Origin of the sequence: Aquabacterium humicola (assembly GCF_030167915.1) — a bacterium.
Taxonomy (GTDB): domain Bacteria; phylum Pseudomonadota; class Gammaproteobacteria; order Burkholderiales; family Burkholderiaceae_C; genus Pseudaquabacterium; species Pseudaquabacterium humicola.
The window spans coordinates 52,963-73,475 of the sequence record NZ_JARGNB010000006.1 but is presented as its reverse complement, the minus strand read 5'-3'; the positions used below and the strand labels follow the sequence as shown (position 1 = coordinate 73,475).

The 20,513-nt window shown below is 71.5% G+C and carries 16 protein-coding genes; 5 read left to right on the top strand and 11 right to left on the bottom strand.

The window, feature by feature from the left end:
* The first annotated feature begins 266 nt into the window (after positions 1-266).
* Both P1K89_RS23505 and P1K89_RS23500 read left to right on the top strand, forming a co-directional pair.
* Entirely contained in the window at positions 267-1,376 is a 1,110-nt protein-coding gene (locus P1K89_RS23505; protein ID WP_284618970.1) for an ABC transporter substrate-binding protein, read from the top strand.
* Positions 1,377-1,388: 12 nt separating this feature from the next.
* On the top strand, positions 1,389-3,812 hold the full coding sequence (locus tag P1K89_RS23500; protein ID WP_284618969.1) for a hybrid sensor histidine kinase/response regulator: 2,424 nt from the start codon (positions 1,389-1,391) through the stop codon (positions 3,810-3,812).
* A gap of 9 nt (positions 3,813-3,821) precedes the next feature.
* Here the strand turns inward: P1K89_RS23500 and P1K89_RS23495 are convergent, their stop codons facing one another.
* The 7 genes from P1K89_RS23495 to P1K89_RS23465 all read right to left on the bottom strand — a co-directional run bounded on the left by P1K89_RS23495 (position 3,822) and on the right by P1K89_RS23465 (position 10,647).
* Positions 3,822-4,805, bottom strand: coding sequence for an esterase/lipase family protein (locus tag P1K89_RS23495; RefSeq protein ID WP_284618968.1), 984 nt, complete (start codon positions 4,803-4,805; stop codon positions 3,822-3,824).
* A gap of 31 nt (positions 4,806-4,836) precedes the next feature.
* On the bottom strand, positions 4,837-5,673 hold the full coding sequence (locus tag P1K89_RS23490; protein WP_284618967.1) for an alpha/beta fold hydrolase: 837 nt from the start codon (positions 5,671-5,673) through the stop codon (positions 4,837-4,839).
* Positions 5,670-6,740, bottom strand: a complete 1,071-nt coding sequence (locus P1K89_RS23485; protein WP_284618965.1) for a branched-chain amino acid ABC transporter permease — start codon at positions 6,738-6,740, stop codon at positions 5,670-5,672. The genes P1K89_RS23490 and P1K89_RS23485 overlap by 4 nt, the downstream gene beginning before the upstream one ends.
* A 9-nt stretch (positions 6,741-6,749) precedes the next feature.
* The gene (locus P1K89_RS23480; RefSeq protein ID WP_439898031.1) at positions 6,750-7,676 is read right to left on the bottom strand and encodes a branched-chain amino acid ABC transporter permease; all 927 of its coding nucleotides are present in this window, start codon (positions 7,674-7,676) and stop codon (positions 6,750-6,752) included.
* A gap of 175 nt (positions 7,677-7,851) precedes the next feature.
* Entirely contained in the window at positions 7,852-8,589 is a 738-nt protein-coding gene (locus P1K89_RS23475; protein WP_284618963.1) for an ABC transporter ATP-binding protein, read from the bottom strand.
* A complete protein-coding gene (locus tag P1K89_RS23470) occupies positions 8,586-9,365 on the bottom strand; it encodes an ABC transporter ATP-binding protein (RefSeq protein ID WP_284618962.1) in 780 nt (259 codons plus the stop codon). The genes P1K89_RS23475 and P1K89_RS23470 overlap by 4 nt, the downstream gene beginning before the upstream one ends.
* Before the next feature lie 85 nt (positions 9,366-9,450).
* On the bottom strand, positions 9,451-10,647 hold the full coding sequence (locus P1K89_RS23465; protein ID WP_284618960.1) for a substrate-binding domain-containing protein: 1,197 nt from the start codon (positions 10,645-10,647) through the stop codon (positions 9,451-9,453).
* A gap of 372 nt (positions 10,648-11,019) precedes the next feature.
* On the opposite strand from P1K89_RS23465, the gene P1K89_RS23460 reads away from it, so the two are divergent.
* Positions 11,020-12,171, top strand: coding sequence for an ATP-binding protein (locus P1K89_RS23460; protein WP_284618959.1), 1,152 nt, complete (start codon positions 11,020-11,022; stop codon positions 12,169-12,171).
* Positions 12,168-14,666, top strand: coding sequence for a hybrid sensor histidine kinase/response regulator (locus P1K89_RS23455; protein ID WP_284618958.1), 2,499 nt, complete (start codon positions 12,168-12,170; stop codon positions 14,664-14,666). Before P1K89_RS23460 ends, P1K89_RS23455 begins: the two co-directional genes overlap by 4 nt.
* A 9-nt stretch (positions 14,667-14,675) precedes the next feature.
* Here the strand turns inward: P1K89_RS23455 and P1K89_RS23450 are convergent, their stop codons facing one another.
* From P1K89_RS23450 to P1K89_RS23435, 4 genes are read right to left on the bottom strand one after another with little or no spacing between them, the layout of a single operon-like run.
* Positions 14,676-16,370 (bottom strand): diguanylate cyclase domain-containing protein, encoded by a 1,695-nt coding sequence (locus P1K89_RS23450; protein WP_284618957.1) that lies wholly within the window; start codon positions 16,368-16,370, stop codon positions 14,676-14,678.
* On the bottom strand, positions 16,360-16,812 hold the full coding sequence (locus tag P1K89_RS23445; protein WP_284618956.1) for a type 2 periplasmic-binding domain-containing protein: 453 nt from the start codon (positions 16,810-16,812) through the stop codon (positions 16,360-16,362). The genes P1K89_RS23450 and P1K89_RS23445 overlap by 11 nt, the downstream gene beginning before the upstream one ends.
* 5 nt (positions 16,813-16,817) lie before the next feature.
* A complete protein-coding gene (locus tag P1K89_RS23440) occupies positions 16,818-18,122 on the bottom strand; it encodes a hypothetical protein (RefSeq protein ID WP_284618955.1) in 1,305 nt (434 codons plus the stop codon).
* Positions 18,119-19,642: a sigma-54 interaction domain-containing protein gene (locus P1K89_RS23435; protein ID WP_284618954.1), complete on the bottom strand. Its 1,524-nt coding sequence runs from the start codon at positions 19,640-19,642 to the stop codon at positions 18,119-18,121. The genes P1K89_RS23440 and P1K89_RS23435 overlap by 4 nt, the downstream gene beginning before the upstream one ends.
* A 166-nt stretch (positions 19,643-19,808) precedes the next feature.
* Here P1K89_RS23435 and P1K89_RS23430 point away from each other — a divergent pair, with 166 nt between their 5' ends.
* The gene (locus P1K89_RS23430) at positions 19,809-20,510 is read left to right on the top strand and encodes an RNA polymerase sigma factor (RefSeq protein ID WP_284618953.1); all 702 of its coding nucleotides are present in this window, start codon (positions 19,809-19,811) and stop codon (positions 20,508-20,510) included.
* Positions 20,511-20,513 lie beyond the last annotated feature (3 nt).

Below are 20,513 nucleotides of genomic sequence, written 5' to 3'. Positions count from 1 at the left end.
ACCCTGCAGCGAGGGGGGAAGCGCACCGCCGGCGCCTGCTGACACCGCGTTGTCAGCAGGCGCCGGGCGTCCCGGCGGCGCTCGCGCGCAATCCGTCACGCCCCCGGCGGTCCTTACGTACAGACGCAAGCCCACCCGCTGGGCTCAGAATGTCGGCCACCGCGCACAGCGGGTCGACAGTCGCCGCCGGGCCGTCCCCAGGCGACGACGCCCCTTCCGGGGGGCCGGCGCAAGGCGTCCTTTGGGGGCAACGTGGGAGACAGGGCATGAAGTCGTTGCGGGCGATCGTCTGGTTGATGGCGGGGCTTCTTGCGCACGGCGCCGCGATGGCGCAGATCAAGGTGGGCCAGACGGCCGGCTTCACCGGCCCGGTCGCCGCCGGCGTCAAGGAGATCACCGACGGCGCCAGGCTCTACCTCGACGCGGTGAATGCCAAGGGCGGCGTCAACGGCCAAACGATCGAGCTGATCTCGCTGGACGACAACTTCAAGCCCGCCGAAGCAGCGAAGAACGCGAAGAAGCTGATCGACCAGGGCGTGGTGGCGCTGTTCCTGACGCGCGGCACGCCGCATTCGCAGGCCATCCTGCCGCTGCTGGCCGAACACAAGCTGCCGCTGGTCGGGCCGTCCACCGGTGCGATGGCGCTGCACCAGCCGGTCAACCCGTGGGTCTTCAACGTGCGCGCCACCTACCAGCGCGAGGCCGAGCGCGCGGTGTCGCACCTGGCGTCGATCGGCATGCAGAAGATCGCGATCATCCAGGTCGACGATCCGTTCGGCGCCGATGCCGCGACCGGCGCGCTGAAGGGCTTCAAGGCGCCGGTCACCGCGCCGGTGCTGCACGAGAAGTACGACCGCACGAAGCCGGACTTCAGCGCCATCGTGCCGAAGGTGGTCGCGTCGCAGGCCCAGGCGATCATGTTCATCGGCTCGGGCGACGCGGTCGTCGACGGCATCAACCAGCTGCGCGCGGCCGGCTCGCGGGCGCAGCTCGTCACCTTGTCGAACAACGCGTCGGCCGGCTTCGTCAAGTCGCTGAAGGACCACGCGCGCGGCACCATCGTCAGCCAGGTGTTCCCGTACGAACGCTCGCTGGCCGCGCCGATCGTCAAGGAAGCGCACGACCTCGCGGTGGCCAAGGGCCTGGCCGAGGTGTCGCCGGCGATGCTCGAAGGCTTCGCCGCCGCGAAGGTCTTGGTCGAAGGCCTGCGCCGCGCCGGCAAGGACCTCACGCGCAGCAGCCTGCAGCGCGCGCTCGATTCGATGAACCGGGTGGACATCGGCGGGCTGGAGGTCAGCTACTCGCCCGGCGACCACACCGGCCTCGTCTACTCCGAACTGTCGATCGTCGGATCGGACGGTCGCTTCAAGCGTTAGGACCCCCTGCCAGTGACTGACGAGCAGCTGCGCGCACGCCTGGAGCGCCTGGAGCGCGTCACCAGCGGCTCGCGCGACGGTTACTGGGAGCGCGACCTGCGCGCGGACACCAGCTGGTACTCGCCCAGCTTCCGCGAGATGTTCGGCTTCGCGCCCGATGCCCTGCCCGACGACCGCAGGATCGTCAACGCGCGCATGCATCCGGACGACATGCCGGAATTCCTCGCGCGCTACGAGCAGGCCATCGCCACGCTGGGCCGCTTCAGCTACGAGCTGCGCTACCTCGACGCGCAGGACCAGTGGCGCTGGGTCCGCGGGCGCGGCCGCGTCTGGGCCGGCGACGACGGCAAGCCGGCCTTCATCACCGGCGCGATCAGCGACGTGCATGCGGAGAAGACCGCGCAGCAGTCGCTGCTGGCGCTGACGCGACGTTTCGAGCGGGCGGTCGATGCGTCGGCCGAGGGCCTGTTCGAGCGCGTGCTCGGCGAGCCCGGCCTGTTCATGACCGACCGCTACCTCGAGCTGATCGGCGACCGCCGCGAGGACGCGCCGACCGAGCCCGAGGCCCTGGGCCGGCGGCTGCACCCGGACGACCACGAGCGCTTCCGCCAGGTGGTCGGCGACGCCATGCGCGCCGGCCGGCGCTGGGAGCTCGACTACCGCTTCCGCCACGGCAACGGCGAATACCGCTGGTATCGCCAGCGCGGCCGCGCCGAGCGCCTGCCCGACGGCCGCACGCTGATCACCGGCATGCTGGCCGACGTGCACGAGCAGACGCTGCAGCGCCACGAGCTCGAGCGCACGCGCACCCAGCTGGAGGCCCTGGTGGCCGAGCGCACCGCGCGGCTCGAGTCGGCGCTGCAGCTGGCGCGCGAGCGCCAGATCGAGGCGGAACGCGCGAACGCCGCCAAGTCGCGCTTCGTCGCCCACATGAGCCACGAGATCCGCACGCCGCTGAACGGCGTGCTCGGCATGCTCGAGCTGGCGCAGCGTGTCGCCACGCTGCCCGATCAGCAGCGCTACCTGGAGACCGCGCGGCGCTCCGGCGAGACACTGCTGCAGGTGATCAACGCGGTGCTCGACTTCTCGCGTGTCGAGGCCGGCCGCGCCGAGCTGAAGCCGCGCCCCTTCGATCTCGTGCAGGCGCTGATCGCGACGATGCGCGGCGTGATGCCGCTGACCCGCGAACGCGGCGTGCTGCTGATGTTCGACTGGATCGGCCGCGACGGCCAGCTGATCGGCGACGAGCGCGCCCTGCGCCAGATCGCCACCAACCTGATCGGCAATGCCGCCAAGTTCACGCAACGCGGCTACATCGGCGTCGTCGTCGAGGTCACCGACGCCGCCAACGGCTGGCTCGACGTGTCCCTGAGCGTCGAGGACACCGGCCCCGGCATCCCCCCCGAACGGCGCGCGCAGGTCTTCGATGCCTTCGAGCAGGGCGACGACAGCCTGGCGCGCGAGCATGGCGGCACCGGGCTGGGCCTGGCGATCTCCCGCGCGCTGGCGCTCGACATGGGCGGCGACATCGTGCTGGACAGCCCGCCGGGCGGCGGCGCCCGCTTCACGCTGAAGCTGCGCATGCAGCCGGGGCCGGACAACCAAGCGCCGCCGCCCCCGCGACTCCGCGGCACGGCCTGGCTGGTCGCGACGACCGAAGGTGGCGGCGACTGGCTGTCGCGGCGCCTGCGCCGGCTGGGCTGGCAGGTGCGCCTGCTGCCCTCGCTCGATCAGCTGCTGGCCGCCAGCCGCGAGCAGCAGCCGCAGCTGGTGCTGCTGTCGGAGCTGGCGCTGCACGCCGGCCTCGACCTCGCGCCGCTGCGCGCTGCGCTGCCGCGGGTGCCCATGCACCTGCTGATCCGGCCCGACTGGCATGAACCGGCGCTGGAGGCCCAGGCCCGGCGCCTGGGCATCGGTCAGGCCGTGGCGCCGCTCGCGCCGTCGGCACTGGCCGCGCTCGGCGAAGAGATCGACGCGCCGGCGCCGCTGTCCGCCGTCACGGTGACCCGGCCGGCGCTGGCGCCGGTCGCCTCGCGCTGGCGCGTCGGCAGCGAGGTGCTGCTGGTCGAGGACAACCCGGTGAACCAGCTGATCGGCCAGGAGTTCCTGCGCACGCTGGGGCTGGCGGTGCGCACCGCGACCGACGGCGCGCAGGCCATCGAGGCCTGCCTCGAGCGCCCGCCGTCGCTGGTGCTGATGGACCTGCAGATGCCGGGCATGGACGGCCTGGAGGCGACGCGCCGGCTGCGCTTGCTGCAGCAGGCCGGCCGCTGGCCGGGCGCGCCGATCATTGCGCTGACCGCGCACGCCGCGGCCACCGACCGCAACGCCTGCCTGGCCGCCGGCATGGACGGCGTGCTGACGAAGCCGCTGGCGCTGGAAGCGCTGCGGCAGGCGCTGCTGCAATGGCTCGGGGCCGAGGACAACGACCGTTAGCGAACGCGGTCAGCGCCGCTTCGACTCCGACGTCAGGTACTGCAGCACCGCCTGCCAGGTCACCGGCGAGCTGAGGATGCCCAGGTGTGCGGTGCCGAGGATCGGGTCGTACGCGCCCTGGCCGGTCAGGTCGAGGCGGTCGGCGCCCTTGAGCGCCGCGCTCTCCGAGAAGTCGACCGCCTCGCCGTAGACGTCCATCGCCGGCACCGGCGTGAAGAAGCCGTCCTGCGCCGAGAAATAGACGAAGCTCGTGTCGGCATTGCGGATCGCGAGGATGCGCGTCGAGCCCTGCGTGTCGCTGCCGCGGTTCAGGCGCTGCAGGAACGGTGTGTTCGGCGAGCCCAGCTCCTGGCACACCGCGCTCTGCGGCGTGAAGCCGCCGAACGCCGCGAGCTGGTAGTAGTTCGCCGGCGACGGCGAGCAGTTGATGATGCCGTGGTTGGGCCCGTCGATCGCGACCAGCCGGCGCACCATCCGCCACGCCTTGTCCTGCCGCATCCACTCGCGCGCGAGCACCACGCCCAGGCTGTGGCCGACGATGTCGACCTCCCTGGCGCCGGTGTAGTCCATCACCGCGCGCACGAAGCGGCGCAGGTCGTCGACGTTGGCGGTCGCGGTGTGCGCCACGCCCGAGCGCCGCGTATTGTCGGCCAGCAGGTCGCACTGCGTGCCCTGGTAGCCCAGGCCCCACAGCTCGCTCGTCGCGTAGCCGTTGTCGGCCAGGTGCTGCGCGAGGCGGTGGATGTTGCCCTGGAAGGGCTGGCAGGTGCCGGCCGCGTAGGGCACGTCGTTGTTGCCGTGCAGGAAGATCACCGGCGTGCGCTTGACCGCGCCGGCGGCGCCGAAGCCGATCACCGGCACGCCGAGCGAGGCGTCCGTGATGACCGGGAAGTCGGCCGGGAAGCTCGTGCCCACCGTGTCGGCCCGCGCCGCGCCGCAGGCCATCGCCAGCGCCGCCGCAACAGCGCCCAGGCATTTGATCCACCGTGTCATCCGATCTCTCCTCGTGGTTGGTTAAGGACGCTCATGCAGACAGGAAGCGCTCGACGAGCGCGAACTGCGCCGGCGTGTTCAGCGCCGGCGCGTGACCGCAATCGGGAATCTCGACGACCACCGCGCGCGGCCCGCGCTTGCGCATCTCGTCGGCGGTCTCGGGCAGCAGCAGGTCGGAATCGATGCCGCGCAGGCACAGCACCGGCAGGTCCAGCGTGTCCCACGCCGACCACAGGTTGTAGTCGTCGTCGTGGTGGGTGAACTGCATCACCATCGCCGGGTCGTAGTGCGGCGTCACGCGGCCGTCGGGCAGGCGGCGCGTCGAGGTCTCGGCCAGTCGCCGCCACTGCGCGTCCGACAACCAGCCGTAGGGCTTGTAGACGCTGCGGAAGTACTGCTCCAGCTCGGTGACGGTCGCGAACGCGGCCGGGTTGCCGACGTAGCTGCGGATGCGATCGATCGCCGACGCCGCGAGCTGCGGCCCGTTGTCGTTGAGCACCAGGCGCTTGATGCGGCCGCGCAGCGCGGTGGCTGCGGCCAGCGTGCCGATCGCGCCGCCCATCGAGGTGCCGAGCCAGTGCACGCGCTCCAGGCCGAGCTGGTCGAGCAGCGCGCTCGCCAGCCGCACGTAGAACGCCAGGCAGTATTCCTTCTCGGGCTCGGGGCTCCACTGCGACAGGCCGCGGCCGAGGGTATCGGGGCAGATCACGCGGAAGCGCTGCGACAGGTGCGCGGCGATGTCGTCCATGTCGCGGCAGGTGCGCGCCAGGCCGTGCCAGGCGATCACGGTCTCGGCGTGCTGCGCGCCCCACTCGACGTAGTGCAGCTCGCGCCCTTCGCAGTGCATGTAGTGCGATGTACGGCTCATGAAGCCCTCCGAGCGGCCAGGCGCAGGCGGCCGACGATGCCGGTCGGGAAGTGGTAGACCGACAGCACGAACAGCACGCCCAGCCACAGCAGCCAGCGGTCGGGCGATACCAGGCTGGACAGCACCGGCACGTCGGCGAGCGCCGCTTCGCCGAGCTTCAGCAGGTCCTGCAGGTAGTTCTGCGCCAGCACGAACAGCACCGCGCCGACCACCGCGCCGTACATCGTGCCCATGCCGCCGATGACGACGATCAGCAGGATGTCCAGCATGATCTCGAAGCTCAACGTCGTGTCCGGTCCCGTGTAGCGCAGCCACAGCGCCAGCAGCGCGCCGGCGATGGTGGCGAACAGGGCCGCCATCACGTTGCTCAGCGTGCGATAGACCACGGTGCGGAAGCCGATCGCCTCGGCCCGGAAATCGTTCTCGCGGATCGCCTGCAGCACGCGGCCGAAGGGCGAGTTGACGATGCGCAGCAGCGCCAGGAACAGCACCAGAGCGACCACGAACAGCAGGTAGTAGCTGAAGAGCTTGCCGTCGACCGTGACACCGAGCACCGGGTTCTCGAAAGGCTCGAAGGACGGGCTCAGCACCGCCGGGTTCCTGAAGCTCAGCCCGTCCTCGCCGCCGGTCAGGTCGGACAGCTGCGAGGCCAGCGTCTGGAAGGCGGCGGCGACGGCGAGCGTGATCATCGCGTAGAAGATCGCCTTGACGCGCAGCGAGAACAGGCCGATCACCAGCGACAGCACCAGCGAGATCGCCAGCGCGACCACCAGCCCGGTCAGCACCGCGCCGAAGCCTTCGCCGAGCCGCGTGCTGGCGACCGCCACCCCGTAGGCGCCGATGCCGAAGAACATCGTGTGCGCGAAGCTGACGATGCCGGTGTAGCCCAGCAGCAGGTCGTAGCTGGCGACCAGCAGCACGAAGACCAGCATCTTCGCGGCGACGCCGAGCGCCTTGCTGCCGGGGAAGGCGAAGGGCGCGACGGCCAGGGCGATGAGGATCACGACCAGCGCGACGGCGAGCCAGCGGCTCTTCGGCAGGTCATGGGAGAGGATTCGATGGAGCATGGCTGGCCTTCAGCGATTCGTCACCGGATAGAGGCCCTGGGGCCGCCACAGCAGGATCGCCACCATCAGCCCGATGTTCGAGAACAGCGCCACCTTCGGCGCCAGGTAGCCGGTGTAGTTGGCCAGCAGCCCGACCATCAGCGCGCCGACGAAGCAGCCCAGCGTCGAGCCGAGGCCGCCGATGATGATGACGATGAAGATGAGGACGTTGACCTGGCCGCCGAGCTGCGGGATGACGTTCTGCTGGAACAGGCCCCACATCACGCCACCCAGTCCGGCCAGCGCCGAGCCGGCGACGAACACGCCGACGAACAGCCGCCGGATGCGGTAGCCGAGCGACTCGACCATCTCGCGGTCCTGCACGCCGGCGCGGATCAGTAGGCCGATCTTCGTGCGGTTGAGCGTGAACACCAGCGCCGCGAACACGACGAGCCCGATCACCATCGCCAGCACGCGGTACTTGCCGATGGCCGCGTCGCCGATGAGGTAGGAGCCGCGCAGCACCTCCGGCAGCGGCAGCGGGATCTGGCCCGGCCCCCAGATCACCTTGATGATCTCCTCGCCGACGATCATGCCGCCCATCGTGATCAGGATCTGCTTCAGGTGCAGGCCGTAGACCGGCCGCACGATCACGCGCTCGAAGGCCCAGCCGATCGCGCCGGCGGTGGCCATCGCCGCGAGCATCGCGAGGAATACGCCGCCGAGCTGGCCGGCACCGCCGGTCCAGCCGGCGGTGGCGCCCATCACGCTGGTGGCGACGAAGGCGCCGAGCGCGATGAACACGCCGTGGCCGAAGTTCAGCACGTCCATCAGGCCGAAGACCAGCGTCAGACCGGACGCGGTGATGAAGACGATCAGCCCCATCGCCAGGCCGGCGACGGTCAGCGTCAGCCAGGTGCTGCCGCTGCCGATGAGCGGCAGCGCGATCAGCGCCATCGCGGCGACGATGGCCAGCGGCAGCCAGTCGAAGCGGGCCTTCGGCACCGCGGCCGCGGCCGTGGCCGCCGGAGCCGCGCCGGTATTCACGGCGGTGTTCATTTGTACCCCCTACGTCGCTGCGCGCCGGTCCCCCCACGGGGGAGCGATCGCCTTGGGAACGGCCCGGCGGCGATCATTGATGCGCTCCCAGCGACAGCCCCAGCAGACGCTGCTGCAGCGATGCGTCCTCGGCCAGCTCGCGCATCGCGCCGCGGTGCACGACGCGACCGTCGTCCATCACCGCGACCGAGTCGCCGAGCGCCTTGGCCATCATGAAGTTCTGCTCGACGAGCAGGATCGTCGTGCGCTGGCGCTTCAGCTCGCTGAAGGCCGAGATCAGGTTCTGGATGATCGACGGCGCGAGGCCCTTGCTGGGCTCGTCGATCAGGATCAGCTCGCGCGGCTCGCAGATCGCGCGCGCGACGGCCAGCATCTGCTTCTGCCCGCCCGAGAGCTTGCCTGCGGGATAGAGCCAGAACTTCTTCAGCGCCGGGAAGAGGTCGAAGATCCAGTCGAGGCGCTTGGTGTCCAGCTCGCCGGCATGGCGCGCCTGGCGGGCGGCGAGCACCATGTTCTCCTTGACGGTCAGGTCCGAGAAGATGCCCATGTTCTCGGGCACGTAGGCGATGCCGCGCGACGCGATGTCCGGCGTCCCCATGCTCTTCAGGCTCTGGCCCTTGAAGCGCACGTCGCCCTGGCTGGGCTGCCACAGGCCCATGATGGTTCGCAGCGTGGTCGTCTTGCCGGCGCCGTTGCGGCCCAGCAGCATCGTCACCTCGCCGGCCGGCACCGCGAAGTCGACGCCGTGCAGGATGTGGTACGCGCCGATGTGCGTGTGCACGCCGGTCAGTTCGAGGATAGGCGTGTTCATGCCGGCTCCTCCGCCGCCATGCCCAGGTAGGCCTGCTGCACCACCGGCGAGGCGATCACCGCGGCCGGCTCGCCGTCGGCGACGAGTTGTCCGTTGTGCAGCACGATGATGCGGTCGGACAGCTCGCGCACCACGTCCATCTTGTGCTCGACCAGCAGGATCAGCCGGTCGCGGCGCTGCTTCAACTGGCGGATCAGGTCGAGGATCACCGGCACCTCGTCGACGCTCATGCCGGCGGTCGGCTCGTCGAACATGAAGACCTTGGGATCGAGCGCGATCAGCAGCGCCACCTCCAGCTTGCGCTGGTCGCCGTGCGGCAGCGCGGAGGCGGCGATGTCGTGCTTGTCCGCCAGCCGAACCTGCGCGAGCAGCGCTTCGGCTTCGTCGACCCAGGCCTTTCGGTCGAGCCAGACGTGCCAGAGGTCCAGGCCGCCGAGCGGGCCGCCGTGGCCACGGCCGGATTCACGCGCCTGGATCGCCAGCCGCACGTTTTCGCGCACGGTGAGGTTCGGGAAGAGCTGCGTCAGCTGGAACGCGCGGCCGAGGCCGCGGCGCGTGCGCAGCGGCGCCGGCAGCGCGGTCAGGTCCTCGCCATCGAGCAGCACGCGGCCCTCGCTCGCCGGCAGCTGGCCGGAGATGAGGTTGAAGTAGGTCGTCTTGCCGGCGCCGTTCGGGCCGACGATGGCGGTCAAGGTGCCGGGCGCGAAGCGGCAGCTCACGTGGTCCACCGCCACGTGGCCGCCGAAGCGGATGGTCAGGTTCTGGGTCTCTAGCATGGCCGCGTCATTCGGAAGTCAGCGCGAGCGCAAACGTCGCCCCCGGCGCGGCCGGGGGCGCCTCGATGCCACTGCGGTGAGCGCGTCAGCGCTTGTTGCGAATCGGAACCTGCATCTCTTCAGGCTTGATCTCGCGCACCAGCTCCGGCACGCCCCACGCGAAGGCCGGGTCGGCCTTGATCTTGAAGTGGTACATGCTCTGCATGGCCTGGTGGTCTTCCTTGCGGAAGGTCATCTTGCCCTTGGGCGTGTCGAAGCTCATGCCTTCCATCGTCTGGATGAGCTTGTTGGTGTTGGTGTCGCCCTTGGTCTTCTTCAGTGCTTCGACCACCGCGATCGCCGCGCTCATGCCGCCGGCGGTGAAGAAGTCCGGCGGCGCCTTGTGCTTCGAGTAGTGGTTGGCCACCAGCCACTCGTTGACCGGGTTCTTCGGGATGCCGAAGTAGTAGTAGGTGGCGCCTTCCATGCCCGGGAACTGCTTGTACGAGGCCATCGCCGGCAGGATGTTGCCGCCGGTGGCGATCTCGATGCCGTAGCGCTTCAGGTCGAGGTCGGCGATCTTGAACGGGTTGCCCGCGCCGGCCCAGATGATCCAGATCACCTTGCGGCCCGGCAGGTCCTTCAGCTTGTCGATCAGGCGCTGCGCACCGGCGGTGAAGTCGGTGGTGGTCGTCGGCAGGTATTCCTCGTGGACGATCTTGGCGTTCTTGATCGACTCCTTGAAGGCCTTCACGCCGTCGCGGCCGAAGGCGTAGTCCTGCGCCAGCGTGGCGATCGTGATGCCGGGCTTGTCCAGCGCAACGGCGTTGGAGATCGCGTCCTGCGAGCTGTTGCGGCCGGTGCGGAAGATGTACTTGTTCCACTTGTCGCCGGTGATCGAGTCGGCCACCGCAGGCTCGACCAGCAGGATCTTCTTGGCTTCCTCGGCCACCGGCAGCATCGCCAGCGCGACACCCGACGACGTGGGCCCGACCGCGAGGTCGGCCTTGTCGTCGTTGTAGGCCGCGGCCAGCAGGCTCTTGCCGAGATCGGGCTTGCCCTGGTCGTCCTTCTCGATGACGACGAGCTTCTTGCCGTTGACGGCCATCGTGCCCTGCGTCGCGTACTCCAGGCCCATCATGAAGCCGAGCGCGGTCTGCTTGCCGTAGGCTTCCAGCGGGCCGGTCTTGCTGTAGACGTGCGCGATGCGGATCTCGTCGGCGGCCTGCGCGGCGGTGCCGGCGGCCAGCACGGCAAGGCTGGCAGCGGCCATCAGGCCCAGGCTGAACGGGCGACGCTTCATCGGTGATGCTCCTCGTTGGAATGAATGGCGCGGGACGACCTCGGCCCGCGGTCGGGCAACTCCTGTGCAACGCCCATGCCGGAACGCACGAACCTAGTGCAAACCCCGAGCAAACCGCAGGAAAGCGGGCGGTGTGCGCGCGCTTCCAGTGCACATCACCGCCGCCAGCGGCTCGATTGCCCGAAATTCAGTCACCATGAATGTCCGATATCCGGTCAACCGCGTGATGGCGGTGTCTGAATTCCAGGCGAATGCCCCGCCCCGGCGCAATGGGCCCTGACACCGGTCGCGCTGCATGGCATGCTGCGCGGCGGGAGAGGGTCGGGTGCAGTGCTCTCCTTCCTATCATCCGAACGCAGCGGCAGGGCAACGATGAGCGGCCAGCAACGCACCGGTTGGAACGGCACGGCGGCTTCGCCCGCACGGCTGCTGATCGTCGACGACGAGCCGGTGCAGCTGCTGGCGCTGTGCGGTGCGCTCGAAGGCCGCGGCTTCCAGATCACCGGCTGCAGCAGCGCCGCCGAAGCCCTGGTCCACCTGCGTCCGGGCAGCCACGACATGCTGCTGACCGACCTGGTGATGCCCGGCACCGACGGCATCGCGCTGACCCGCGAGGCCCTTCGGATCGACCCGCTGATCGCGGTGCTGCTGATGACCGCCGAGGGCACCATCGGCAGCGCCGTCGAGGCGATGCGCGCCGGTGCCGGCGACTACCTGCTCAAGCCCTTCCAGCTCGACGGCGTGCTGGCGGCCATCGAGCGCGGCCTGGCCATGCGGCGGCTGCGCCAGCAGAACGCCGAGCTGGAGCAGCGCGTGCGCCGCCACGTCGCCGACCTGGAAGCCAGCAACCGCGAGCTCGATGCCTTCACCCGCTCGGCGTCGCACGACCTGCGCTCGCCGCTGAACGCGGTGCTCGGCTTCGCGCTGCTGCTGCGCAAGCATGCGTCGTCGACGCTGGAACCCCGGCACCAGCAGTGGCTGGCCGACATCGAGTCCTCGGCGCGGCGCATGAACCGGCTCATCGACGACCTGCTGCGGCTGTCGCACCTGGGTCGCCAGGCGCTCGAGCGACGCCCCGTCGCGCTGCAGCCCCTGGTGCAGGACGTGCTGGAGGACCTGAAGCGCCACCAGGCCGCGCACGGCGCCGAGATCACCTTCGGCGAACTGCCCACCGTCGACGGCGATGCCTCGCTGCTGCGCCAGGTCTACATGAACCTGCTGTCCAACGCCTTCAAGTTCACCCGCCACACCCCCGCGGCCCGCATCGAGATCGGCAGCGCGCGGCGCGACGGCCGCACCGTGTTCCACGTGCGCGACAACGGCTCCGGCTTCGACATGGCGCAGGCCGAACAGCTGTTCCAGGCCTTCCAGCGCCTGCACCGGCCCGACGAGTTCGAGGGCAACGGCGTCGGGCTGTCGATCGTCGAGCGCGTCGTGCACCGCCACGGCGGCGAGGTCTGGGCCGACGCGACGCCCGGCGCGGGCGCCAGCTTCTACTTCACGCTCGGCGAGACGGCGAATTGACCGCCGCGCGGATCGACGAGGATCGCGCGGCGCTGGCCGGACCGCTGGTGCTGTCGTCCGACGGCGTGCCGGCCGGCATGCGCCGCCGCGCGCTCGGCATGGTCGCCGGCTCGGCGCTGGTCTGCGCCGCGCTGCTGCCTTTCGCGAAACAGCCGCTGCCGCCGCTGCCCGGCTTCATCCCGGTCTACGAATCGGCGCTCATCGTCAGCGACCTGATCACCGCGGCGCTGCTCGCCGGCCAGTACCGCGTCGCCCGCGCGCGCGGGCTGGCGCTGCTGGCCGGCGCCTACCTCTTCACTGCGCTGCTGGCCGGCGCGCACCTGCTGAGCTTTCCGGGCCTGTTCGCGCCGGGCGGGCTGATCGGCGGTGGCGCGCAGAGCACCGCGTGGCTCTACATGTTCTGGCATGCCGGCTTCCCGCTGCTGGTGATCGCCTACGCACGCGGCGATCCGCACGCGCCGCTGTCGCCGCGCCAGGTGCTGGTCGGCGGACTGCTGCTGCTGGCGGTCGCCGCGGCGCTGGTGCGCCTGGCCACCGCCGGGGAGGCGCTGCTGCCGCCGATCATGGCCGGTAACCGCTACACGCCGGCGATGCTGATGGTCGTCGGCAGCGTGTGGCTGGCGGCGGCCGCGGCCTTCGCGGTGCTGGCCTGGCAACTGGCCGCGGGCCGGCGCCGCAGCGTGCTCGACCTGTGGCTGCTGGTGGTGATGGGCGCGTGGATCGCCGACGTCGCGCTGTCCGCGGTCTTCAATGCCGGCCGCTTCGACCTGGGCTTCTACTTCGGCCGCATCTACGGCCTGTTCGCCGCCAGCTACGTGCTGATGGAACTGCTGGTCGAGAACGGCCGGCTGCATGCCCGGCTGGTGCAGATGCACCGCGAGGAACACGACCGCGCCACCGAGCTGGCCGCCGCGCGCGACGCCGCGCAGGCGGCCGACGAAGCCAAGGGCCGCTTCGTCGCCAACATGAGCCACGAGGTGCGCACGCCGATGAACGCCATCATCGGCCTGACGCACCTGGCGCTGGCCACGCCGCTGGATGCGCGCCAGCGCGACTACCTGGTGAAGGTGCAGGCGGCATCGAAGTCGCTGATGCGGCTGCTCGACGACATCCTCGACTACTCGAAGATCGAAGCCGACAAGCTGGCGCTGGAGCAGGAGGTCTTCGAGCCCGGCCGGGTGGTGCACGACGTCACCGGCCTGTTCTCCGCACGCGCCGAGCTGGCCGGCCTGGCGCTGGCGGTCGAGCTCGACCCGGCGCTGCCGCCGCGCCTGGTCGGCGATGCGCTGCGGCTGTCGCAGGTGCTCAACAACCTGGTCGGCAACGCGCTGAAGTTCACCCGCGAAGGCCGGGTGGTGATCAGCGCGACGCTGCTCGCGCAGCAGGCCGAGCACGCGGTGCTGCGCTTTGCCGTGCAGGACAGCGGCATCGGCCTGACGCCGCACCAGGCCGCCGGGCTGTTCAAGCCCTTCGCGCAGGCCGACCGCTCGACGACGCGGCGCTTCGGCGGCACCGGGCTGGGCCTGGTGATCTGCAAGCGCCTGGTCGAGATGATGGGCGGCGAGATCACCGTGCGCAGCGAACCGGGACGCGGCTCGGAGTTCAGCTTCAGCGCGCGCTTCGGCCGGCCGGCCGACGATGCAGGCCTTGCGCCGCGGCCGCCGGCCGAGCGCGCGGCGGCCCTGCAGGCGATCCGCGGCGCGCGCGTGCTGCTGGTCGAGGACAACCCGATCAACCAGCAGGTCGCCGGCGAGATGCTGGCCAACGCCGGCCTGCAGGTGACGATCGCGCAGGACGGCATCAACGCGCTCGACCGCCTGCGCGCCGCGGCCTTCGACCTGGTGCTGATGGACGTGCAGATGCCGGTGATGGACGGCCTGCAGGCGACGCGGCTGCTGCGCCGGCTGCCCAACGGCGGCGTGCCGGTGGTCGCGATGAGCGCCTCGGCGCTCGAACGCGACCGCCAGGACTGCCTGGACGCCGGCATGAACGCGCACCTGCCGAAGCCGGTGAGCCCCGAAGCGCTGGAGACGATGCTGCTGACGTGGATCGTGCCCGGCGCCTCGACGGCGGCCGCAGCCGCGGCCGCCGCCACACCGGCTGCGGACGGCGACGTGCAGGCGCTGCAGGGGCTGCTGCCGACGGTCGACGTGCGCGACGGGCTCGAACGCCTGGGCGGCAACCTGAAGCTCTACCGCAGCCTGCTCGCGACCTACCACCGGCTGCACGCGCAGGATGGCCACGAGGCGCTGCGGCTGTACCAGGCCGACGCGGTCGACGAGCTGCTGCGGCTGCTGCATGCGCTGGGTGGCGCGGCGGCGACGCTCGGCTTGCGCGAGGTGGCGATGCAGGCGGCGTCGGTCCGGCAGGCCCTGGCTTCTGCAGATATCGCGCCGGACGAGGTCGCGCTGCAGCTGAAGGCGCTGCGCGAGCTGAACGACAAAGTGAGCGGCCAGCTGGCGCGCATCGTCGCCGCGGAGACGGCGATCGGCTGACCCGCGCGCTCAGCCCGCGCGGCCCGGCGCCGCCGCCATCGCAAAGCTGTTCTTGCCCGAGCGCTTGACCTCGTACATCGCCTCGTCGGCCGCCTGCATCAGCTGCCGCCGCACCGTGCCATGGTGCGGGTAGCAGGCGATGCCGATCGACGCCCCGATCTGCACCGGCTCGCCATCCACTTCCTGCGGCTCGCACAGGCGCGTGACGATCGTGCGGGCGATCTGGCCGAGCGCCGCGTCCTGCGGCCCGCTGTGGCCGAGCGCGACGACGAACTCGTCGCCGCCGATGCGGCCGACGAGGTCGCTGGTGCGCCGCACCGCCGACTGCAGGCGGGCCGCGCAGCGCTGCAGCACCACGTCGCCGGCCTTGTGGCCGAGGCGGTCGTTGACCTGCTTGAAGCCGTCGAGGTCGATGTACAGCAGCGCCATCTCGCCGCCGGCTGCCGCGGCCTCGGCGATGAAGCGGTCGATCTGCGCCTCGGACGCGGCGCGGTTCTTCAACCCGGTCAACGGGTCGTGCTCGGCCTGGTGGCGCGCGTCGTGCTCGGCGCGGCGCCGTTCGGTGATGTCGTACATCACGCCTTCGATCATGTCGCTGCCGCTGGCCGCATCCCCCTGTACCGAGATCAGGCAGTGCACCCAGCGCGGCTCCGCGTCGCGGCGCAGCAGCTCGAGGTCGGCCGAGACCGTCTCGCCGCGGGCGATCGATTCGTCGATCATCGCCTCGACCCGGTCGGGCCGCGCGAACACGCGCTGGATGAACTCCCCGCCCTGCCAACGCCGCACTTCGTCGACCGGCATGCCGATGACCTTCAGCACCGTCGGGTTGCCGTTGATCAGCCGGCCGTCGGGCCCGAGCACGAAGATGCCGGCGCTGGTCGAGTCGAAGATCTGCCGGTACTGCGCTTCCATCACCTCGATGCTGGCGCGCAGCTCGCGTTCGCGCGCCAGCGCCGCGTCATTGGTGTCGAGCAGTGCGTTGGCGCCGGCGATCAAGGTGCCGAGCTCGTCATCGCGGTGGCTCCACGGCGTCGTCAGCCGGCGGCCGCTGCCGGGCTGGGCCTCGCGCAGCTCGCGCGCCAGCCGCACGATCGGCTGCGACACCACCCGCGCACCGAAGACGTACAGCAGCAAGGCGAGCACCGCGGTCTGCGCGACCATCGCCGCGGCCAGCGTCGCGGCGCGGCCGCGCGCGTCGGCGCGCACGCGGTCCGGGTCGGCGACGATGCGCAGCCGGCCGACCGACTCGTTCGCATCGAAGGGCGCCGCCAGCCGCGCCTCGACCACCACGTCGGCCGCGTCGGCCGTACGCGCGGCGCCGCGCTGCGCCAGCAGCGTCCCGTCCGGCGCCAGCACTTCCACGCGCGCGACCAGCGGATTGCGCGCGAGGCCGTCGGTCAGCTCGTCGAGCAGGATGCGGTCGCGCGCGTAGGCGCCCACCGCCGCGCTCTTCTCCACCGCCTGCAGCATCGCGCCCAGCGCGTCGCGGCGGAAGCCGATCGCGCGCTCGTAGCCGATGTAGTACGACAGCGTGCCCAGCAACGCGCTGACCACCGCGGCGCCGGCCACCAGCACCAGCGTGAAATGCAGCTGCAGGCTGCGCAGGCGCAGCAGCGGCAGCGCGCGGTGCGTGCCGTCGGACGACGGCGCCTCGCCCGGTGTCGCCGGCGCCGGGCCGGCGCGCTCGTGCGCCCTAGTGCCCATCCTTGAGCACCAGCACGATGCGCAGCCCGCGGTCGCCGGGCTCGCGCGACAGGTAGCCGATCGCGCTCGGGTTGCGCCTGACCAGCTCGGCCATCGCCGCTTCGTCGGGCACCGGCTGCGGCGGCAGTGTCTGGCCGGTGAACATCAGCCGCGCCCAGTAGCTGTTGACCTGCGCGACGCCCTGGCCGGTCAGCGCCTGATAGAAGGCCGCGCGGGCCGGGCTGTCGCGCGGCAGGTCGAAGGCCAGCGCGAAGTCGCCGTTCGGGAAGTGGCGGGTCTTGCCCATGAAGAGGTCGACCGCCTCCTTCTGCGTCAGCGCCTTCAGTGGATTCGCCGGGTGCACGACGACATAACTCTCGGCATGAGCGGCGGACGAGACGACCGCCAACCCGGCCGGCAGCAGCGCCAGGCAGGTCGCGAAACGGGCGGCCGCGTGCTTCATGGTCGTCAGAACACGAAGTCGAGCGAGGCCGACAGCACGTGGCCACGCGCGGGCTGCGGGCCGGCGCGGCCCCACAGCCCGGAGCCGGTGGGGCCGATGCGCACGCGGTCGAGCTGGACCTTCAGCGCGCGCCGGTCGGCGAAGTCCCAGCGCGCGCCGATGCCGAGCGAGCGCTGGTCGAGCCGCCCCGCATCGCCGGCGGCGCGCGCCGCTTCACCGAGGGCCTGGGCCTGCGCCGCCGCGACCGGGCCGGCGATCGGCAGCAGCTGCGCCGCCCAGTCGGGCGAGGCGGCCGGGGCCAGCGTCGAGCGCGCTTCGGCGGCCGCGACATAGGCCGTCACGTCGCCGAAGCGGCGGCCGATGCTGGCATAGGCATGGCGGCCGTCGTTCGAGGTGTGCTCGGCGCGGATCACGCTGGCCTCGGCATGCAGCAGCCAGGCGCCCTGCTCGTAGCTGCCGCCGAGCCCGGCATAACTGGCACCGAACCAGCGGAACGGCAGCCGCCGCTCGGCCTCCGCGGCCTCCGGGGCCAGCGGCAGCGGCAGCGCCTGCAGCGCACGCAGGCCGTCGAGCAGCGGCTGGAACTGCGCCGTCGGCACCAGCCGGCTGCGCGAGTGGATCAGGCTCAGCTTGAGCGTCAGGCCATCGGCTTCGCGCGTCAGCACCAGGCCGCCAGTGCCTTTCGTGCGCAGCACCACGTCGCCACTTTCGCTCGGGCCGGGAATCGTCACGCGCGAGCGCCCGGCGAGCAGCTTCGCGCGCCAGTTCGCACCGCCGCGATCGGTCCAGCGCAGCGTCGCGTCGGCGCCGTCGATCGACTGGAACGGCATCCAGCCGTAGAACTCGGGGAATGGCCGCACCCACGGATACGCATAGCCGACATGGCGGTAGTCGGCCAGCAGGAAGGCGTCCAGCGCGAGACGGCCCGCGCGCAGGTCCCAGCCGGCGGCCGGGTGCCAGGCCGCGAAGGCCAGGCTGATGGCCTCGCGCGCCGGGCTGCTCGGCGCGCGCCGGCTCAGCACCGCCTGGCCGACCACGTCCCAGCGCGGGCTCGGCGACCAGTTCAGCTGCAGGCCGAGCCGGCTGTCGGCATCGGCGCGCGTGCGGCGGCCGCTGGCCGGCTGCGACACTTCGCGCAGGAAGCTGTACGGCGGGTCCATGTCGGCCGACGCGACGCCCAGCGTGCCGAAGCCGTCGAAGCGCAGGCCGCTGCCGGCAGCCTCGGGCTGGGCCGCCACGCCGGCACCCATCACCGAACCTGCCAGGGCCAACGCCAGCCACCGCCGCTTGCGCATGGCCGCGATGATCATCCGTCCCGCTCGGCCAGGGGCAGCTTTTCGTAAAGCGTCGCGCGGGCGATGCCCAGCAGCCGCGCGGCGGCCAGCTTGTTGCCGCCGGTGGCCGCCAGCGCCTCGCGGATCGCACGGCCCTCGAGCTCGGCGATCGCCTGCGGCAGGGGCTTGATCAGCGCCGGCGGCGCCCCGTCGCCGCGCGGCGGCAGGGCCGGCGCGGCGGGCGCGCGCTGTGGCGGCGCCGCCGGCAAGGCCGGCAGCGGCTCGCCGGCGGGCATGCGCTGCAACGCGCCGTCGAGGTGGTGGGCGTCCAGGCGCAGCTCGTCGGTCATCAGCGCCGCCTGTTCGAGCACGTTGCGCAGCTCGCGGATGTTGCCCGGCCAGGCATGGCCGGCCAGCCGGTCCAGCGCCTCGGATGACAGGCTCTTGTGCGGCAGCCCGCTGCGCCGCGCGATGTCGTCGAGCAGCGCCTCGGCCAGCGCCTCCAGGTCGGGCAGGCGCTCGCGCAGCGCGGGCAGGCGGATCGGCAGCACGTTGAGGCGGTAGTACAGATCGGCACGGAACAGCCCCTGGGCAACCATCGCGCCCAGGTCGCGGCTGGTCGCGGCGATCACCCGCACGTCGACCTTGATCACCTGGTTGCTGCCCAGCGGCTCGACCTCCTGCTCCTGCAGCGCGCGCAGCAGCTTGGCCTGCAGCGCCAGCGGCATGTCGCCGATCTCGTCTAGGAACAGCGTGCCGCCGTCGGCGAGGCGGAACTTGCCGTCGCGGCCCTTGCGCTCGGCGCCGGTGTAGGCGCCGGGCGCGACGCCGAAGAATTCGGCCTCCAGCAGCGTGTCGGGCACCGCGGCGATGTTGACGCCGACGAAGGGCCGCGCCGCGCGCGCCGAGGCCGCGTGGATCGCGTGCGCCAGCAGCTCCTTGCCGGTGCCGGTCTCGCCGAGCAGCAGCACGGTCGACTCGGTGCCGGCCACGCGCCGCGCCTGGCGCTTGACTTCCAGCGCCGCGGGGCTGGCGCCGATGTAGGCGGCGATCGTGTACTTCGGCCGGCGGTTGCGCGTCTGCTCGGCGGCAAGCTCGCGCTGCGCCAGCTCCAGCTCGCGCTGCAGCCGGCCGAACTTCGTCATCAGCGGCTGCATCGTGCTTTCCGGATGGTCCATCAGCACCATGCCGAGCGCGCCGATCACCTCGCCGGCCTCGTCGCGCAGCGGCACCCGGCTGACGAGGAAGGTGCCGGCCTTGTTGGTCAGCAGGTCGACCATGATCGGCACGCCGGTCTCGATGACCTGCGCCATCAGCGTGTTCGGCACCACCTCCTCGACGCGGCGCCCGACGAACTCGCTCTCCGCCTCGAAGCCCAGCGCCGGCAGGAAGCGCTTGTAGCCCTCGCTGATCCACACGATGCGGTGGTCGCGGTCGACGACCATCATGCCCTGCACCGTCTGCGCGTAGAGGTCGAACATCGAGCGCGCCGCCAGCTTCAGCAGGCCGGCGGTGTCCCGGGGCAGGCGCGGGGCGGGAGCGGACATGCACGGCATTCTCTACCGCGTCGGCCTGACGTTGCGGCGGCTGATCCGTCCCTGCCGAACGATGGCCGAACTGCTTGCCTGCGCGCTGCCGGCCGGGCTGCGCGTTTCCCCCTCCCTTCGCCGGGCCCGCCTGTGGCATCGTGGACTTTCCTGCCCCCGCCTCCTGGGCCGGACGATGGACCGCCACGACTTCATGCGCGCCTGCAGCGACGGCGGACCCCGAATCGCCGAGGCGCTGCGCATGCTGCAGCGCGACTACGGCCGCGCGCTGCTGCACGAAGCGATGTGCGCGCTCGGCGAGCTGCAGGCCGCACGCGACCTGGTGCAGGACACCCTGATCCGCGCCTGGCAGCGCTGCGCGCAGTACCGCGGCGAGTCGGAGCTGTTCCCGTGGCTGAAGACGGTGCTGCGCCACCGCGCGGCCGACGAACTGCGCCGGCGCCGGCCCGAGTCGCCGCTGGACGATGCGCAGGGCCGCGTGCTGGCCGAGGTGGAGGCCGCGCTGCAGCGCGCCGCCCCGGTCGCGACGCCCGAGCAGCAGTGGCGCGATGCCGAGCTCGAGGCGCTGTACCGCGCCTGCGCCCAGCGCTTCCGCCGCGACCATCCGGCCGCCGCCGAGGTGCTGCGCTGGATCGCCGAGGACGAGCTGTCGCCGGCCGAGATCGCGACGCTGCTCGGCCGCAGCCCGGGCGCGACGCGTGAGTACCTGTCGCAGTGCCGCAAGAAGGCGCGGGTGTACTTCCACGACTGGTACCTGCAGGCCGGGCTGCGTGCCGGCGAAACGCGCAGCGACACGACGGCATCGGCAGACGAGCGCCGCCCGGCCGTTCCGAAGACACTCGATCCCCCTCGGGGGGACCGGCGCGTGGCGCCGTAGGGG

Bases quoted from the DNA above. Each gene is read 5' to 3' on its own strand.
- P1K89_RS23505 (WP_284618970.1), top strand. From the start codon at position 267: ATGAAGTCGTTGCGGGCGATCGTCTGGTTGATGGCGGGGCTTCTTGCG.
- P1K89_RS23495 (WP_284618968.1), bottom strand. From the start codon at position 4,805: ATGACACGGTGGATCAAATGCCTGGGCGCTGTTGCGGCGGCGCTGGCG.
- P1K89_RS23490 (WP_284618967.1), bottom strand. From the start codon at position 5,673: ATGAGCCGTACATCGCACTACATGCACTGCGAAGGGCGCGAGCTGCAC.
- P1K89_RS23485 (WP_284618965.1), bottom strand. From the start codon at position 6,740: ATGCTCCATCGAATCCTCTCCCATGACCTGCCGAAGAGCCGCTGGCTC.
- P1K89_RS23480 (WP_439898031.1), bottom strand. From the start codon at position 7,676: ATGGCGCTGATCGCGCTGCCGCTCATCGGCAGCGGCAGCACCTGGCTG.
- P1K89_RS23475 (WP_284618963.1), bottom strand. From the start codon at position 8,589: ATGAACACGCCTATCCTCGAACTGACCGGCGTGCACACGCACATCGGC.
- P1K89_RS23470 (WP_284618962.1), bottom strand. From the start codon at position 9,365: ATGCTAGAGACCCAGAACCTGACCATCCGCTTCGGCGGCCACGTGGCG.
- P1K89_RS23465 (WP_284618960.1), bottom strand. From the start codon at position 10,647: ATGAAGCGTCGCCCGTTCAGCCTGGGCCTGATGGCCGCTGCCAGCCTT.
- P1K89_RS23460 (WP_284618959.1), top strand. From the start codon at position 11,020: ATGAGCGGCCAGCAACGCACCGGTTGGAACGGCACGGCGGCTTCGCCC.
- P1K89_RS23450 (WP_284618957.1), bottom strand. From the start codon at position 16,370: ATGGGCACTAGGGCGCACGAGCGCGCCGGCCCGGCGCCGGCGACACCG.
- P1K89_RS23445 (WP_284618956.1), bottom strand. From the start codon at position 16,812: ATGAAGCACGCGGCCGCCCGTTTCGCGACCTGCCTGGCGCTGCTGCCG.
- P1K89_RS23440 (WP_284618955.1), bottom strand. From the start codon at position 18,122: ATGATCATCGCGGCCATGCGCAAGCGGCGGTGGCTGGCGTTGGCCCTG.
- P1K89_RS23435 (WP_284618954.1), bottom strand. From the start codon at position 19,642: ATGCCGTGCATGTCCGCTCCCGCCCCGCGCCTGCCCCGGGACACCGCC.
- P1K89_RS23430 (WP_284618953.1), top strand. From the start codon at position 19,809: ATGGACCGCCACGACTTCATGCGCGCCTGCAGCGACGGCGGACCCCGA.